Below are 16,688 nucleotides of genomic sequence, written 5' to 3' on the forward strand. Positions count from 1 at the left end.
GCGACAATCGGACTGCCCTTTATGCCAGGAATACTGTTGAAGAAACGGCCGCTTAGCCGTTACCTGAAAGATTACAAGCACAGCCAGACCCATTGCTCCCAGTGCGGCAAACTGTTGGACCGTATGGCGCTGGTGTTTCGAGGCAAGATCATCAATAAAGAAGCCATCGCGCGTATGGATCAGCCGATCGACGATGCGGTCTGGCAAAACGTGCAGCACGAGCTGACCGCGCTGTGCCGCTTTTGCAGCGAGATCTCCTGCAACAGCCACCCGAGCTATTTCGATATCATGGCGTTCAAACAGTATCTGTTCGAACAGACCGAGATGAGCCACAGCACCATCCGCGAGTACGTGGTGCGGCTGCGTCGGCTGGACGAAATGCTGGTGGCGCGCAACTACCCGGCGGACAAGTTCGCCAACAGTGCCAGCCACCAGCGCATCATCGACGACCTGCCTACTGCTGCGCACAACAACTACCGCATTGCGCTGCGCAAATACGATCAGTATCTCGCCTGGCAGCGCAGCTACTGAGACTTTCCCCGGCCGTGGGGCCGGGGTCTGCCGTTCCCCCGTGATAAAGGATGATTATTCGGTTCACATCTGATAAATCTATCGCTTATCCGATGTCGATACTCGATTCCCTGGGGGGAAGTAGTGAACCTGCAACAACAACTGGCGCAATTTCCGCGTCTGGACCTGGTTGGCGCTGCCACACCGCTGGAAAAGCTGTCCCGTCTCTCCGATTACCTCGGCCGCGAAATCTACCTTAAACGTGATGATGTCACGCCTATGGCAATGGGCGGCAACAAGCTGAGAAAGCTGGAGTTTCTGGCCGCCGATGCGCTGCGACAAGGCGCCGATACGCTGGTCACCGCCGGCGCCATTCAATCCAACCACGTGCGCCAGACGGCGGCGGTGGCGGCGAAACTGGGCCTGCACTGCGTCGCGCTGCTGGAAAACCCGATCGATACCCGTGCGGAAAACTACCTGACCAACGGCAACCGCCTGTTGCTTGGGCTGTTCAACGCCGAGGTGGTGATGTGCGAAGCGCTGCACGATCCGCAGCAGCAGCTGGCGGAACTGGCGACGCGCCTCGAGGCGCAGGGCTTCCGCCCTTACGTGGTGCCGGTAGGCGGCTCCAATGCGCTGGGCGCCTTGGGATACGTGCAGTGCGCATTGGAAATCGCCGAACAGAGCCAACGCAGCAACGTGGCGTTCAGTTCGGTGGTGGTGGCGTCCGGTAGCGCCGGCACCCACGCCGGGCTGGCGGTGGGGCTGCAGCAGCTGCTGCCGGAAACCGAACTGATCGGCGTGACCGTCTCGCGCACCGTGATCGATCAGCTGCCGAAGGTGGAGCAGATCCAGAAAGCCCTGGCCTGTTCGCTGAATATCGACGAGCTGGCGTCGATCGCGCTGTGGGACGATTACTTCGCGCCGCAGTACGGCATGCCGAACGAAGAGGGCATGGCGGCGGTGCAGCTGCTGGCGCAGCTAGAGGGCGTGTTGCTGGATCCGGTGTACACCGGCAAAGCGATGGCCGGTTTGATCGACGGCATCGCCCAGCGGCGTTTCCGCGATGAAGGCCCCATTCTGTTCGTTCACACCGGCGGTGCGCCGGCGCTGTTCGCCTACCATCCGCAGGTGTAAATACCGCTTGTTATTCCATTTTGAACTATATTTATAAGGTTATATTCCTTTATGCGGACGGTCGCACTGTTAAAGTGCTGATATCAAAAAAGATAACTAACACACAGGGGTGTTTATGATGTTTGCGAAAGTTCGTCGTCAATGGCTGTTGGGCGTGGCAGGTGTCGCATTGGCCGCCGGTTTGGCGACCCAAACCTACGCTGCCGACAATCTGCTGCAGCAGGTGAAACAGCGCGGCACGCTGATCGTCGGGTTGGAAGGCACCTATCCGCCGTTCAGCTTCCAGGGGGAAGACGGCAAGCTGACCGGTTTCGAAGTGGATTTCGCCAACGCGCTGGCGGAACATCTGGGCGTGAAAGCCAAGCTGAATCCGACCAAGTGGGACGGCATGCTGGCATCGCTGGATTCGAAACGCATCGACGTGGTCATCAACCAGGTGACGCTCTCCGATGAGCGCAAGAAAAAATATGACTTCTCCACCCCTTACACCGTTTCCGGTATTCAGGCGCTGGTGAAAAAAGGCAATGAAGGCACCATCACCAAACCGGAAGACCTGAAAGGCAAGAAGGTCGGCGTGGGTCTGGGCACCAACTATGAGCAATGGCTGCGTGAGCATGTGCAGGGCGTAGATGTGCGCACCTATGACGACGACCCGACCAAGTATCAGGATCTGCGCGTCGGCCGCATCAACGCCATTCTGGTGGATCGCCTGGCGGCCCTGGATCTGGTGAAGAAAACCGGCGATACGCTGGCGGTAGCCGGCCCGGCGTTCTCTCGTCAGGAATCCGGCGTGGCGCTGCGCAAGAACAACCCAGAGCTGCTGGCCGCGATTGACCAGGCGATTGCCGAGATGCAAAAAGACGGCACGCTGGCGAAGATCTCCGAGAAATGGTTTGGCGCGGACGTAACGAAATAATGCACGAAAGTATTCAACTGGCGCTGGATTCAGCGCCATTTTTATTGAAGGGTGCAATACTGACGCTTCAGCTCAGCCTGGGCGGCATGGCGTTTGGCTTGCTGCTCGGTTTTCTGCTGGCGCTGATGCGCCTTTCGCCGCTGTGGCCGCTGTCGTGGCTGTCGCGCATTTACGTGTCGCTGTTCCGCGGCACGCCGTTGATCGCCCAGCTGTTTATGATCTACTACGGTCTGCCGCAGTTCGGCATCGAGTTCGATCCTTTCCCGGCGGCGCTGATTGGGCTGTCGCTCAATACCGCCGCCTACACCTCGGAAACGCTGCGTGCGGCGATTTCGTCGATCGACAAAGGGCAGTGGGAAGCCGCCGCCAGCATCGGTATGACCCGTTGGCAAACCCTGCGCCGGGTGATCCTGCCGCAGGCAGCGCGCACCGCCTTGCCGCCGCTGGGCAACAGCTTCATCGGCCTGGTGAAAGACACCTCGCTGGCCGCCACCATTCAGGTGCCGGAACTGTTCCGTCAGGCGCAGCTCATCACCTCGCGCACGCTGGAGGTGTTCACCATGTACCTGGCGGCATCGCTGATTTACTGGGTCATGGCGACCCTGCTTTCCGCGCTGCAAAACCGCCTGGAAGCCCACGTGAATCGCCAGGATCAGGAGTAGCGCATGAGTGCCATTGAAGTTAAGCAATTGACCAAGCAGTTCAAGGGACAAACGGTGCTGCACGGGATCGATCTGGCGGTGGACGCGGGCGAAGTGGTGGCGATCATCGGCCCGAGCGGTTCGGGGAAAACCACCTTGCTGCGCTGCATCAACCTGCTGGAGGAGCCGGATTCCGGCACCATTCGCGTCGGCGATATTCTGATCGACGGCAGCAAGCCGCTGAGCAAACAGAAGAGTCAGGTGCGGGCGCTGCGTCAGCAGGTCGGTTTCGTGTTCCAGAACTTCAACCTGTTCCCGCACCGTTCGGTATTGGAGAACATTATCGAAGGGCCGGTGGTCGTCAAGGGTGAGGCGAAAGCCAGCGCGGAACAGCGCGCTCGCGCCTTGCTGACCAAGGTGGGCCTGAGCGGCAAAGAGCAGGCTTATCCACGGCGGCTGTCCGGCGGCCAACAGCAGCGGGTGGCTATTGCGCGCGCGCTGGCGATGCAGCCGGAGGTGATCTTGTTCGATGAGCCGACGTCGGCGCTCGATCCCGAGCTGGTGGGGGAAGTGCTCAATACCATGCGCTCATTGGCGGAAGAGAAACGCACCATGGTGATCGTCACCCATGAGATGAGCTTTGCCCGCGACGTGGCCGACCGGGTTATCTTTATGGATCACGGCCGCATCGTCGAACAGGGCCCGGCTAAAGCGCTGTTCGCCAATCCTCAGCACCAGCGCACCCGGCAATTCCTCGACAAGTTCCTGAATCAATAAGACGGCGGGGGAGCTCCCCCGTCCGTGTTCACTCCGCTTTCAACAATTCGTTTCGCGCGGCGGCGAGAAACCCGCTGCGACTACCGTATCCCGGATGTTGCCGAACCCGAGAGTCAATGCGACTCGTAGCGTTCTGCCGCGGTTTGCAAGCAGACTAATCCGTTCTGAGCTCACCCTGCTGTTATCGCCCATGAGGCACCACATCTTCATGCAAGGATCAAGACGCTAACGGCTGACCGAGCTGTGGGCAATAAAAAACCCTGCACAAGTGCAGGGTTTGCGTAGCGGTGAGCCAATCAGGCGGCAATGCATGGCCGCCTTGACGATGCGTTAACCGATGGTCATCAGGCTGGCGTTACCGCCGGCGGCGGCGGTGTTGACGCTCAGCGAACGCTCGATCAGCAGGCGCTCCAACAGGATGTTGGTTTCACCGTGAGCGAAGCCCTGCACCGAGACGATGGCGCCGCCGCGCTGGGCAATCTGCTCGCACAGGGTGCGCAGCTGATCGGCATCGCCGTGATAGATGGCGGCGTCGAACTCGACCTTGTCCTGCTGCCAGTCTTTGCTAAAGGCGATGCGCGCCTGCACATCGTTCGGCAAGCGGCGGAACAGGTTGCGCTGCAGCTCCGCTTCCGGCCACAGCGCGCAGCTGCCGACCGCCAGCACGGCGGCCAGCTGGATCAGCGCGTCGGCTTCGTTATCCGCCAGGCACAGCACGCGTTCACGCGGCAGCAGGGCATAGGTATTGCGCTCGCCGGTTGGGCCCGGCAGCGGACGTACGGTGCCGCCCTGGCCCAGTTCCGCATAGCGCTGCGCCAATGCCGCCAGGTCGCCGTGTTGGCTGGTGACCGCCCATTTTTCCAGCGATTGCAGCGCGCCCAACAGCTGCGGCCGCGCGGTGACTTCCATCGGACGCTCTTCGTCCTGACGGTGCAGCGTGCGTTGCAGCGCGTCGTCCGGCCGGTTGGCCAGCAGACGGTACAGGTACAGCGGGCCGCCGGCTTTCGGACCGGTGCCCGACAGGCCTTCACCGCCGAACGGCTGTACGCCGACTACCGCGCCGACCATGTTACGGTTGACGTACAGATTGCCGACCTTGGCGCGTTCGGTCACCCGAGCGATGGTTTCATCGATACGGGTGTGAATGCCCAGCGTCAGGCCATAACCGGCGGCGTTGATCTGATCGACCAGCGCGTCCAGATTGTTGCGCTGGAAGCGCACCACGTGCAGCACCGGGCCGAAGATCTCTTTTTGCAGCTCGTCGAAGCTGTCGAGCTCGATCAGCGTCGGCTTGATGAAGGTGCCGCGCGCCCACTCTTTCTCATCCTGCGCGCTGCCTTTGGCGGCCTGGTACACCTTGCGGCCTTTGGCGCGCATCGCCTGGATGTGGCGTTCGATGCCGGTTTTGGCTTCGGCATCGATCACCGGGCCCACGTCGGTAGACAGACGCTCCGGATTGCCCATGCGGCATTCGGCCATCGCGCCGCGCAGCATTTGCAGCGTGTGCTCGGCCACGTCTTCCTGAATGCACAGGATACGCAGCGCGGAGCAGCGTTGGCCGGCGCTGTCGAAGGCGGAGGCCACCACGTCGGTCACCACCTGTTCGGTCAGGGCGGAAGAGTCGACGATCATGGCGTTCAGGCCGCCGGTTTCGGCGATCAGCGGCGTCGGCCGGCCTTGCGGATCCAGACGACCGGCGATGCTGCGCTGCAAAATGCCGGCGACGTCGGTGGAACCGGTAAACATCACGCCGCGGACGCGGGCATCGTTGACCAGCGTTGAGCCGACGGTTTCACCCTGGCCCGGCAGCAGCTGCAGCACGCCTTGCGGAATGCCGGCTTCCAGCAGGATGCGCACCGCCTGCGCGGCGACCAGCGGCGTTTGCTCGGCCGGTTTGGCCAGCACGCTGTTGCCCGCCGCCAGCGCGGCGGCGATTTGGCCGGTGAAGATCGCCAGCGGGAAGTTCCACGGGCTGATGCAGACCACCGGGCCCAGCGGGCGGTGGCTGTCGTTGGCGAAATCGTCGCGCACCTGGCCGGCGTAGTAGTGCAGGAAATCGACCGCTTCGCGCACTTCGGCGATGGCGTTGTTGAAGGTTTTACCCGCTTCGCGCACCAGAATGCCGAGCAGGCTTTGCAGCTGGCTTTCCATCAGCTCGGCGGCGCGCTCGAGGATCGCGGCGCGCTCCGTCGGCGGCGTAGCGAACCAGATTGGGCCGGCGGCCGCAGCGGCGTCGAGCGCACGGCTGACTTCGCCTTCGGTGGCTTCACGCACGTAGCCGACCACATCGCCCGGCTCGGCTGGGTTGATCACCGGTTGTTCCACGCCCTGATCCAATTCGGCGTCGATGATCGGTTCCGCACGCCACGGATGGCTGGCGCTGGTGAGCAGGGCGCTGGAGAGCGAGGCCAAACGCTGTTCGTTGGACAGATCCAGGCCGCTGGAGTTGGTGCGCTTCTCGCCGTACAGCTCGCGCGGCAGCGGAATGCGCGGATGCGGCAGGCCAATCTGGCCTTCGCCGGCCGCCAGCGCTTCCACGGCGCTGACCGGATCGGCCACCAGTTCGTCGAGCGGCAGGGTAGCGTCGGCGATGCGGTTGACGAACGAGGTGTTGGCGCCGTTTTCCAGCAGGCGGCGCACCAGGTAAGCCAGCAGCGTTTCATGGGTGCCGACCGGCGCATAGATGCGGCAAGGGCGGTTCAGCTTGCCGTCGGCCACTTTGCCCACCACCTGCTCGTACAGCGGCTCACCCATGCCGTGCAGGCACTGGAACTCGTACTGGCCAGGGTAGTAGTTGTTGCCGGCCAGGTGATAGATGGCGCTCAGGGTATGGGCGTTGTGGGTCGCGAACTGCGGATAGATCAGGTTCGGCACCGACAGCAGCTTGCGCGCGCAGGCCAGGTAGGAAACGTCGGTATAGACCTTGCGGGTGTAGACCGGATAGCCTTCCAGGCCGTCCATCTGGGCGCGTTTGATTTCGCTGTCCCAGTAGGCGCCCTTCACCAGACGGATCATCAGGCGACGGCGGCTGCGTTGCGCCATGTCGATCACCGCGTCGATGGCAAACGGGCAGCGTTTCTGGTAGGCCTGAATCACGAAGCCGATGCCGTTCCAGCCGGCCAGCTGCGGTTCGAAGCACAGCTTCTCCAGCAGATCGAGCGAGATCTCCAGGCGGTCGGCCTCTTCGGCGTCGATGTTGATGCCGATATCGTACTGGCGCGCCTGCAGGGTCAGCGACAGCAGGCGCGGGTAGAGCTCTTCCATGACGCGTTCGTACTGCGCGCGGCTGTAACGCGGGTGCAGGGCGGAGAGCTTGATGGAGATGCCGGGGCCTTCATAGATGCCGCGGCCGTTGGAGGCTTTGCCGATGGCGTGGATCGCCTGCTGGTAGGAAACCAGGTAAGCCTGGGCGTCGGCTTCGGTCAGGGCGGCTTCGCCCAGCATATCGTAGGAGTAGCGGAAGCCTTTTTCTTCCAGCTTGCGCGCGTTGGCCAGCGCTTCGGCGATGGTTTCGCCGGTCACGAACTGTTCGCCCATCAGGCGCATCGCCATGTCCACGCCTTTGCGGATCAGCGGTTCGCCGCTCTTGCTGATAATGCGGTTCAGTGAACGGGACAGATTGGCTTCGTTATGCGTGGACACCAGCTTGCCGGTGAACAGCAGGCCCCAGGTGGCGGCGTTGACGAACAGCGACGGGCTGCGCCCCAGGTGCGAGTGCCAGTTGCCGTTGCTGATCTTGTCGCGGATCAGGGCATCGCGGGTCGGTTTGTCCGGAATGCGCAGCAGCGCTTCCGCCAGGCACATCAGCGCCACGCCTTCCTGCGAGGAGAGGGAGAACTCTTGCAGCAGGCCTTGCACCATGCCGGCGCGGCCGTTTGCACTTTTTTGGTTACGCAATTTCTCGGCGATGCCATAGGCCATTTTGTGAGTGGCCTGTGCAAGATCGGCGGGTAATCGCGCCTGTTCGAGCAACATCGGCACCGCTTCGGTCTCCGGGCGGCGATAGGCGGCAGTGATGGCGGCGCGGGTGACCGACTGCGGCAGAATTTGTTCGGCGAAATCGAGGAATGGCTGGTGTGACTCTTCCTGCGCTTGCGGCATAATGTCGTCCGCTTCCGGCTGAGCCGCCGTGGCCAGCGCTGGGATCTCAGGAATATCGGTGCCGCTCTCGAGACGCTCGAGGTAATTAAAGATGGCCTGCTTGATGAGCCAGTGCGGCGTGCGATCGATGCGCTGCGCGGCGCTCTTGATCCGGTCGCGTGTTGCCTCGTCGAGTTTCACGCCCATTGTGGTAGTGCCCATGCCAATCCAACTCCTGTGTTTAGAACCTATCCCATCAGGCTAGACAAACAGCAGGCCGGAAAGCCTGTTGGGATAGGTTCGTGAGATGTGTGGTGTTACGAATGCAGACAATATCCTGCATGTTGCAACTTTGTGCAACCTTGTTAAATCAGGCCGATGAACGAAGTGTGAGTTTCATCGATTTTTTAACATCGCCTGTTGGCATGAATGTTGCCTTATTGAGCAAACGCGGCGGGATTTATTACGCCGCGGGCGCTTTACCCTGCGCTATATAAGGGTAATGACTGGGTGCAACTCATTTTGCTTGTCGTGAGTGCAACCTTTGGGCGCAGTAAATGTGACGCAGGGTAAACTTTGTGTAACTTTGTTGTTAAATATCTTGTTGGTTGATGAAAGGCTCATCTAGGATAACCGACGGTCAACAATTACGGGCAGAAACTATTTTACCTGCACTTGCTCGAGGGATGCGCCACGTTCCGGCGCAGCGGCCAGTGCAATGCATTGCGCGTCCGTTCCCGGCCATCACCCAGGCCGAAGCGGAACGCGAATAATAATGAAAGTGGAGAATTAAATGACAATGAGCACCCCTATGCTGGTGACCTTCCTGGTGTACATTTTCGGGATGGTGCTGATCGGCCTGCTTGCCTACCGGGCAACCAACAACTTTGATGACTACATTCTCGGCGGCCGCAGTTTGGGCAGCGTGGTGACCGCGCTGTCCGCCGGCGCTTCCGACATGAGCGGCTGGCTGCTGATGGGCCTGCCGGGCGCCATCTTTCTCTCCGGTATCTCCGAAAGCTGGATCGCCATCGGTCTGACCATCGGCGCTTACCTGAACTGGAAGCTGGTGGCAGGAAGGCTGCGCGTGCATACCGAAGCCAACAACAACGCCCTGACGCTGCCGGACTATTTCACCAGCCGTTTTGAAGACAACAGCAAGCTGCTGCGGGTGATCTCGGCCATCGTCATCCTGGTGTTCTTCACCATTTACTGCGCCTCCGGCATCGTGGCCGGTGCGCGTCTGTTCGAAAGCACCTTCGGCATGAGCTACGAAACCGCCCTGTGGGCCGGCGCCGCGGCGACCATCCTCTATACCTTTATCGGCGGTTTCCTGGCGGTAAGCTGGACCGACACCGTGCAGGCCAGCCTGATGATTTTCGCGCTGATCCTGACGCCGGTGATCGTGATCTTCGCCGTCGGCGGCATCGATACCTCGATGCTGGTGATCCAGGCGCAGAACCCGGCCAACCTCGACATGCTGAAGGGGCTGAACTTCGTCGCCATCCTGTCGCTGCTGGGTTGGGGCCTGGGCTACTTCGGCCAGCCGCACATCCTGGCGCGTTTCATGGCGGCGGATTCTCACCGCACCATCCGCAGCGCGCGTCGCATCAGCATGACCTGGATGATCCTGTGCCTGGCCGGCACCATCGCCGTCGGTTTCTTCGGCATCGCTTACTTCGCCAACAACCCGGATCAGGCCGGTAATGTGTCGCAGAACGGCGAGCGCGTGTTCATCGAACTGGCGATGCTGCTGTTCAACCCATGGGTGGCGGGCGTGCTGCTGTCGGCGATTCTGGCGGCGGTCATGAGCACCCTGAGTTGCCAGCTGCTGGTGTGTTCCAGCGCGATCACCGAAGACCTGTACAAGGCGTTCCTGCGCAAAGGCGCCAGCCAGCGTGAGCTGGTGTGGGTCGGCCGCGTGATGGTGCTGGTGGTAGCGCTGATCGCCATCGCGCTGGCGGCCAACCCGGAGAACCGCGTACTGGGCCTGGTGAGCTACGCCTGGGCCGGCTTCGGCGCCGCCTTCGGCCCGGTGGTGTTGATCTCGGTGATGTGGTCGCGCATGACCCGCAACGGTGCGCTGGCCGGCATGCTGGTCGGCGCGGTGACGGTGATCGTCTGGAAACAGTATGAATGGCTGGGCCTGTACGAAATCATCCCGGGCTTCATTCTGGGTTGTGTCGCCATCGTGGTGGTGAGCCTGATGGGCCGCCAACCGTCTGCCACCATGACCGAGCGTTTCGATCAGGCGGAAGCCGAGTATAAAACGGTGTAACGCCGTTCGATATCAGTGAGCAAGGGGCGCATCGAGCGCCCCTTCTTTTTGCCTGGTTGTCACCGTCATCCGGCTGTAACACCTGGCGACATTTGATTAGAAAAAATCACCGTCGCGCCTCTTGTATTTCTTGTTGGCAGAATGATAATCACTCTCGTTGAGTTTACTTTTCTTTACATTGGCACGGCGGTTCGCTTCATGCCTGTGCACATTGCCGTCATGGCCTTTTCTAAGGTGATTATTTATGTTCGTTCCCTTCCTTATCATGTTCCGCGAGGGCCTGGAAGCTGCGCTGATCGTCAGCCTGATCGCCGGCTACCTGAAGCGCACGCAGCGCAGCCAATGGTTGGGCGCGGTGTGGATCGGCGTGATCGTCGCCGCCGCGCTGTGTCTGGCGCTCGGTATCTTCATCAATGAAACCACCGGCGAGTTCCCGCAGAAGCAGCAGGAACTGTTCGAAGGCATCGTGGCGGTGGTGGCGGTGGTGATCCTCACCTACATGGTGTTCTGGATGCGCAAGGTCTCGAGGTCGGTCAAGGTGCATCTGGAAGGGGCGATTGATCAGGCGCTCAGCGCCGGTAAAGGACAGGGGTGGGCGCTGGTGGCGATGGTGTTCTTTGCCGTGGCGCGCGAGGGGCTGGAATCGGTGTTCTTCCTGCTGGCAGCGTTCCAGCAAGACGTGGGCGTCGCGGCGCCGATCGGCGCGGTGCTCGGCCTGGTGGCCGCCATCGTGCTGGGCATGATGATTTACTGGGGCGGGGTGAAGCTGCACCTCGCCAAATTCTTCAAATGGACCAGCCTGTTCATTCTGTTCGTCGCCGCCGGGCTGGCCGCCGGCGCGATCCGCGCCTTCCATGAGGCCGGCTTGTGGAATCACTTCCAGGATATCGCCTTCGATTTCAGCAGCACCCTGTCGACCCATTCGCTGTTCGGCACCCTGCTGGAGGGCATTCTCGGTTATCAGGAAGCGCCGACGGTCAGCGAAGTGGCGGTTTACTTCCTGTATCTGATCCCGGCGCTGATTTTCTTTTTCCTGCCGCAGCGCGCGGAGCCGGCAACGGCCCCGGCGCAACGTAAAATCAATCATTAATGTTTAATAGGGAATCTCGTATGTCTACTCCGTTATTTCGCCGCAAGGCGTTGCACGCAGCATTACTGGCTATCCCGGCGTTTGCGCTGAGCCTCGACGCGTTGGCGGCGGACGTGCCGCAGGTCAACGTCACGGTCAACGACAAGCAGTGCGAGCCGATGCAGCTGACGGTGCCGGCCGGCAAGACGCAGTTTGTGGTGCACAACACCAGCCAGAAAAACGTCGAATGGGAAATCCTGAAAGGGGTGATGGTGGTGGAAGAGCGCGAGAACATCGCGCCGGGCTTCACCCAGAAAATGACCGCCACGCTGGAAGCGGGCGAATATGATATGACCTGTGGGCTGCTGAGCAACCCGAAAGGCAAACTGACCGTCACCGCGGCGGCCAATGCGGCCACCGACGGTAAACCGAACGCGCTGGATCTGGTCGGCCCGATCGCCGAATACAAGGTTTACGTCACCAAAGAAGTCGACGGGTTGGTGAAGCAGACCAAGCTGTTTACCGACGCGGTAAAGGCCGGCAACGTGGCGCTGGCGCGCAAGCTGTATGCGCCGACCCGTCAGCACTATGAGCGCATCGAGCCGATCGCCGAGCTGTTCTCCGATCTGGATAGCAGCATCGACGCGCGTGAAGACGACTACGAGAAAAAAGCGGCGGATCCGAAATTCACCGGTTTCCACCGCCTGGAGAAAGCGCTGTTTGCCGATAATTCCACCAAGGACATGGGGCAATACGCCGATCGCTTGTATCAGGATACCGTGGAGCTGCAAAAGCGCGTGAGCGAACTGACCTTCCCGCCGAGCAAGGTGGTGGGCGGCGCAGCCGGGCTGATCGAAGAAGTGGCGGCCAGCAAGATCAGCGGTGAAGAAGACCGTTACAGCCGTACCGATCTGTGGGACTTCAAGGCCAACGTCGATGGCGCGCAGAAGATAGTCAACCTGCTGCGCCCGCTGCTGGTCAAGGCCAACAAACCGCTGTTGGACAAAATCGACGCCAACTTCAAAACCGTGGACGCCATTTTGGCGAAGTACCAAACCAAAGACGGCTATGAGTCTTATGAAAAGCTGACCGATGCCGATCGCACGGCATTGAAAGGGCCGATCACCACCCTGGCGGAAGATCTGTCCCAGCTGCGCGGCGTGTTGGGTCTGGACTGAGGCATCCTGTTATGAGCAACAAGGCTGGCCCGCATAACGGGCCGCAAACGCAGGGAGCGGCGTCGCCTTCCCGTCGCCGTTTGCTGCAGGGGTTGGGGCTGGGCGCGCTGGCGCTGGGCGGCAGTCGTCTGGCGCAGGCGGCTGCGGATAAAGCGGCGGAACCCTTGGCCGCGCCACAGGACGAACGCTGGCAGAAGCAGCCGTTTTATGGCCGCCATCAGGCCGGGGTGCTGACCCAGCAGCAGGCGGCGATGATGCTGGTGGCGTTCGACGTGCTGGCGACCAACAAAGTGGATCTGGAGCGCCTGTTTCGGCTGCTGACCGATCGCATCGCGTTCCTGACCCATGGCGGCGAGGCGCCGAAGGTAGATCCCAAACTGCCGCCGCTCGATTCCGGCATCATGGGGCCGGAGATTTACCCGGACAACCTGACCATCACCGTGTCGGTCGGCGCATCGCTGTTCGACGATCGCTTTGGCCTGCAGGCGCACAAACCGCTGCGGCTGGAGAGAATGACCCGTTTCCCCAACGATGCATTGGACGCGGCGCTTTGCCACGGCGACCTGCTGCTGCAGATTTGCGCCAATACCAATGAAACCGCTCTCCACGCGCTGCGCGATATCATCAAGCATTCGCCGGATCTGCTGAGCGTGCGCTGGAAGCGGGAAGGGTTCATCTCCGCGCATGCGGCGCGCAGCAAAGGTAAAGAGACGCCGATCAACCTGTTGGGCTTTAGAGACGGTACCGCCAATCCGAAAACCGACGACAAACCGCTGATGGACAAAGTGGTGTGGGTCGGGGACAACGGCGGCGAGCCGGCGTGGACGGTGGGCGGCAGTTACCAGGCGGCGCGCATTATTCGCTTTCGCGTCGAGTTCTGGGATCGCACCCCACTGCAGGAGCAACAGACGATTTTTGGCCGTGAGAAGCACAGCGGCGCGCCGCTTGGCATGAAGCATGAGCATGACGAGCCGAACTATGCCAACGATCCGGACGGCAAGGTGATCCCGATGGATGCGCATATCCGCTTGGCCAACCCGCGAACGCCGGAAAGCCAGAGCAGCCTGATGCTGCGCCGCGGTTACAGCTATTCCCTCGGTGTATCCAACGCCGGCCAGTTGGAGATGGGGTTGCTGTTCGTGTGCTATCAGGCCGATCTGGAAAAAGGTTTCCTGACGGTGCAAAAAAGGCTGAACGGCGAAGCGCTGGAGGAGTATATCAAGCCGATCGGCGGCGGATATTTCTTCGTGCTGCCGGGCGTGAAAGAGGGGGGCGATTATCTGGCCAGCGGCCTGCTCAAAGCCTGAACGCCGAATGACGGGGCGGGATCTTCCGCCTCGTTTTACTTTAGCTTGCCTATTGAGCGGGGCATTAAGCGACGGAGTTCAATTCAATCTTTCGCCTGCGGATTAAAAAATCTGAACGGCCCGCCGACTTTGGGTTGTGTAAATTTTAATCAGGAAACCAAAGTGTCATTCTCGATTTTTAAATGTAATTTATTGATATTTATATGGATAAAATTTCTCTGGAATGACGTGCCGAGCGTGATATAGTGTTTTTGCGCTAACTGAAAACAAAAGATATTAAATTTTTTTTACATTTTAGTAACGTTGCGGGTTTGAATGTCATTATACTGTAATCATCTGGCGGTAGTTTTCACACGGTGTACAGCCTGAAGCTGTAAATATCACTGCGGGGATCGCTAATGGTAAAGTCCTTGGTTGGGCTGGAAAGGAAAAATAACACATCTCCCCTGATTTCTCGTTGTTACGAGGGTTCTCTCTCCGACTCTCTTTTACCGGCAACTCCGCACTCTTATCGCTACCGAATCTCATCGCTTTTTACGCCACGTTTACTGATGCAGTCCACGTTATCCCGTGAAGACACGGCGCCGAAGCGTTGCCGTCGATTCATCTCGTCCCTTGGCTCTTATTGGCTCGGAGGAGGCCAAAACCTAATACGTGTGTGAAACATAATCGCGCGGCCTGGCCGTTGCGGTAGGTGAAACAAACTGTAAGGTGCCACTATGGGTAGACAGAAAGCAGTGATCAAAGCACGTCGTGAAGCGAAACGCGTTATTCGTCGTGACGCTCGTAGTCATCGCCAGCTGGAAGAAGAGTCTGTGACCTCGCTGGTGCAAATGGGAGGAGTCGAGTCTATCGGCATGGCGCGAGACAAGCGCGATAGCTCACCCATCGAGGCTAGAACCGAAGCTCAGGGTCATTACTTATCAGCCATAGAGAATAAGCAGCTGATCTTCGCCACCGGCGAAGCCGGCTGCGGCAAAACGTTCATCAGCGCCGCCAAGGCGGCGGAGGCGCTGATTCATAAAGAGGTGGATCGGATTATCGTTACCCGTCCTGTTTTGCAGGCGGATGAGGACCTCGGTTTCTTGCCGGGGGATATCTCCGAGAAATTCGCGCCTTATTTCCGCCCGGTGTATGACATTCTGGTGCGCCGTTTGGGCTCTTCCTTTATGCAGTACTGCCTGCGCCCGGAAATCGGCAAGGTAGAGATTGCGCCGTTTGCATATATGCGCGGACGCACCTTCGAAAATGCGGTCGTTATCCTGGATGAAGCCCAGAACGTGACCGCCAGCCAGATGAAAATGTTCCTGACCCGCCTGGGAGAAAACGTGACAGTGATTGTTAACGGCGACGTGACCCAGTGCGACTTGCCACGCGGCGTGAAATCCGGCCTCAGCGACGCCTTGGAGCGCTTCGAAGAGGACGAAATGATCGGCGTCATCCGCTTTGAGAAACAGGACTGCGTACGCTCCGCATTGTGCCAGCGCACGCTCAATGCTTACAGTTAACCTATCCGCTAATGGAAAGGCCGCTTCGGCGGCCTTTTTTATCGCCCCCATTTATCATCTCGTTTAGCCTTTGTGTAAATTATTGTGGCTTTTTGTATAGATTTTCGTTGAGTTCCCGTTAATGATTAATGGGTTCCAGATTGGCGCGCAACTTGCGTGCGTCGCCAGAAGGACACTATCTGGGGTGTGCGCCGCGCGGCGCATTGAGTGTGGGTTCCTTGATGCGATTCAAACATGAAATATATCATTCTGATTTTGCTTATTTTATGCGTCGTCTATGTGCATTACCGCGGGCGGGTGCGTTACAACGTGTGGCGGCAGCTGTCTGACCATTCCACCTTTACCGCTCCGCTGAACGTCTTCATGTATCTGTTTTCTCGCGTGCCGACCACGCCTTACCTGAAGCCGGAGCAGTTCCCTGAGCTGGCGGTGCTGCGGGACAACTGGGAAACCATCCGCGACGAAGGGCAGAAGCTGATGGAGATCCAGCAGATCAAAGCGTCCGATCAGTTCAACGATGCCGGTTTCAACTCATTCTTCAAGACCGGCTGGAAACGCTTTTATCTGAAATGGTATGAAGACAGCCATCCTTCCGCCATGACCCTGTGCCCGCAGACCACCGAACTGCTGCGCAGCCTGCCTTCGGTCAAGGCGGCGATGTTCGCCGAACTGCCGGATGGCAGCCGTTTGCCGCGCCACCGCGATCCTTACGCCGGTTCGCTGCGTTATCACCTGGGGCTGATGACCCCCAACGATGACCGCTGCTTCATCGAGGTGGACGGCGAGCGCTACAGCTGGCGCGACGGTGAAGGCGTGATGTTCGATGAAACTTACCTGCACTACGCGGAAAATCAGAGCGGGCAGAATCGCCTGATCCTGTTCTGCGACATCGAACGGCCGATGCGTTACCGCTGGGCGCAGGCGGTGAACCACTGGCTGGGGCGCAATCTGATGAGCGCCGCCACTGCGCCGAACGAAGAGGGCGATCGCACCGGCGGCGTCAACAAGATGTTCAAATACATCTATGCGATACGCCGGGTGGGGAAACGCCTGAAGGCTTGGAACCGCACCGGCTATTACATCATCAAGTGGATTTTGTTCGGGGGGATCGCCGCGGCGATATTCTTCTCGGTATAACAAAGACAGGGGCGCAGGGTGCGTAATGCTGGTCACTTAAGGGTGACCAGCAACTTTTTTATCTGGATATTTCCTGCTTCTGGCCCGGAGTTCTCTAGGATAACTTCGCTCTCTGCGCCCTGGTAGTACCAGCCATTTCGCCTGTTCATA

The 16,688-nt window shown here is 59.7% G+C and carries 12 protein-coding genes and 1 pseudogene; 11 read left to right on the forward strand and 2 right to left on the reverse strand.

All coding sequences use genetic code 11. The features are described 5' to 3' along the window. The first annotated feature begins 21 nt into the window (after positions 1–21). From fliZ to tcyN, 5 genes are all read left to right on the forward strand, one after another. Entirely contained in the window at positions 22–531 is a 510-nt protein-coding gene (gene fliZ, locus M6G53_RS03360) for a flagella biosynthesis regulatory protein FliZ (protein ID WP_004934751.1), read from the forward strand. A gap of 123 nt (positions 532–654) precedes the next feature. Then, positions 655–1,647 carry a D-cysteine desulfhydrase gene (locus tag M6G53_RS03365; protein WP_253328905.1) on the forward strand — a complete coding sequence of 331 codons (993 nt, stop codon included), beginning with the start codon at positions 655–657 and terminating at the stop codon, positions 1,645–1,647. 115 nt (positions 1,648–1,762) lie between these two features. Beyond that, a complete protein-coding gene (tcyJ, locus tag M6G53_RS03370; protein WP_253328906.1) occupies positions 1,763–2,563 on the forward strand; it encodes a cystine ABC transporter substrate-binding protein in 801 nt (266 codons plus the stop codon). Beyond that, positions 2,563–3,225, forward strand: a complete 663-nt coding sequence (tcyL, locus tag M6G53_RS03375; protein WP_015378233.1) for a cystine ABC transporter permease — start codon at positions 2,563–2,565, stop codon at positions 3,223–3,225. The genes tcyJ and tcyL overlap by 1 nt, the downstream gene beginning before the upstream one ends. Positions 3,226–3,228: 3 nt before the next feature. Next, positions 3,229–3,981: an L-cystine ABC transporter ATP-binding protein TcyN gene (gene tcyN, locus M6G53_RS03380; RefSeq protein ID WP_253328908.1), complete on the forward strand. Its 753-nt coding sequence runs from the start codon at positions 3,229–3,231 to the stop codon at positions 3,979–3,981. Positions 3,982–4,009: 28 nt separating this feature from the next. Here the strand turns inward: tcyN and M6G53_RS03385 are convergent. Beyond that, positions 4,010–4,105, reverse strand: a pseudogene (locus M6G53_RS03385) (type II toxin-antitoxin system HicB family antitoxin); the annotation flags it as partial. A 206-nt stretch (positions 4,106–4,311) separates the two neighbouring features. Next, complete coding sequence (gene putA / locus M6G53_RS03390; RefSeq protein ID WP_253328910.1) at positions 4,312–8,283, reverse strand: trifunctional transcriptional regulator/proline dehydrogenase/L-glutamate gamma-semialdehyde dehydrogenase; 3,972 nt, start codon at positions 8,281–8,283, stop codon at positions 4,312–4,314. Positions 8,284–8,854: 571 nt separating this feature from the next. Between putA and putP the strand changes: the two genes are divergently transcribed. The 6 genes from putP to lpxO all read left to right on the forward strand — a co-directional run bounded on the left by putP (position 8,855) and on the right by lpxO (position 16,538). After that, positions 8,855–10,339 carry a sodium/proline symporter PutP gene (gene putP / locus M6G53_RS03395; RefSeq protein ID WP_253328912.1) on the forward strand — a complete coding sequence of 495 codons (1,485 nt, stop codon included), beginning with the start codon at positions 8,855–8,857 and terminating at the stop codon, positions 10,337–10,339. A gap of 244 nt (positions 10,340–10,583) precedes the next feature. Continuing rightward, entirely contained in the window at positions 10,584–11,429 is an 846-nt protein-coding gene (gene efeU, locus M6G53_RS03400; protein WP_253328914.1) for an iron uptake transporter permease EfeU, read from the forward strand. Positions 11,430–11,449: 20 nt separating this feature from the next. After that, positions 11,450–12,586 carry an iron uptake system protein EfeO gene (gene efeO, locus M6G53_RS03405; RefSeq protein ID WP_253328916.1) on the forward strand — a complete coding sequence of 379 codons (1,137 nt, stop codon included), beginning with the start codon at positions 11,450–11,452 and terminating at the stop codon, positions 12,584–12,586. A gap of 11 nt (positions 12,587–12,597) precedes the next feature. Then, a complete protein-coding gene (efeB, locus tag M6G53_RS03410) occupies positions 12,598–13,893 on the forward strand; it encodes an iron uptake transporter deferrochelatase/peroxidase subunit (protein ID WP_253328918.1) in 1,296 nt (431 codons plus the stop codon). Between the two features lie 719 nt (positions 13,894–14,612). Then, on the forward strand, positions 14,613–15,401 hold the full coding sequence (gene phoH / locus M6G53_RS03415; protein WP_015378226.1) for a phosphate starvation-inducible protein PhoH: 789 nt from the start codon (positions 14,613–14,615) through the stop codon (positions 15,399–15,401). A gap of 234 nt (positions 15,402–15,635) precedes the next feature. Then, entirely contained in the window at positions 15,636–16,538 is a 903-nt protein-coding gene (lpxO, locus tag M6G53_RS03420; RefSeq protein WP_049202011.1) for a lipid A hydroxylase LpxO, read from the forward strand. Positions 16,539–16,688 lie beyond the last annotated feature (150 nt).

The organism is Serratia nevei (assembly GCF_024160145.1).
GTDB lineage: Bacteria > Pseudomonadota > Gammaproteobacteria > Enterobacterales > Enterobacteriaceae > Serratia > Serratia nevei_A.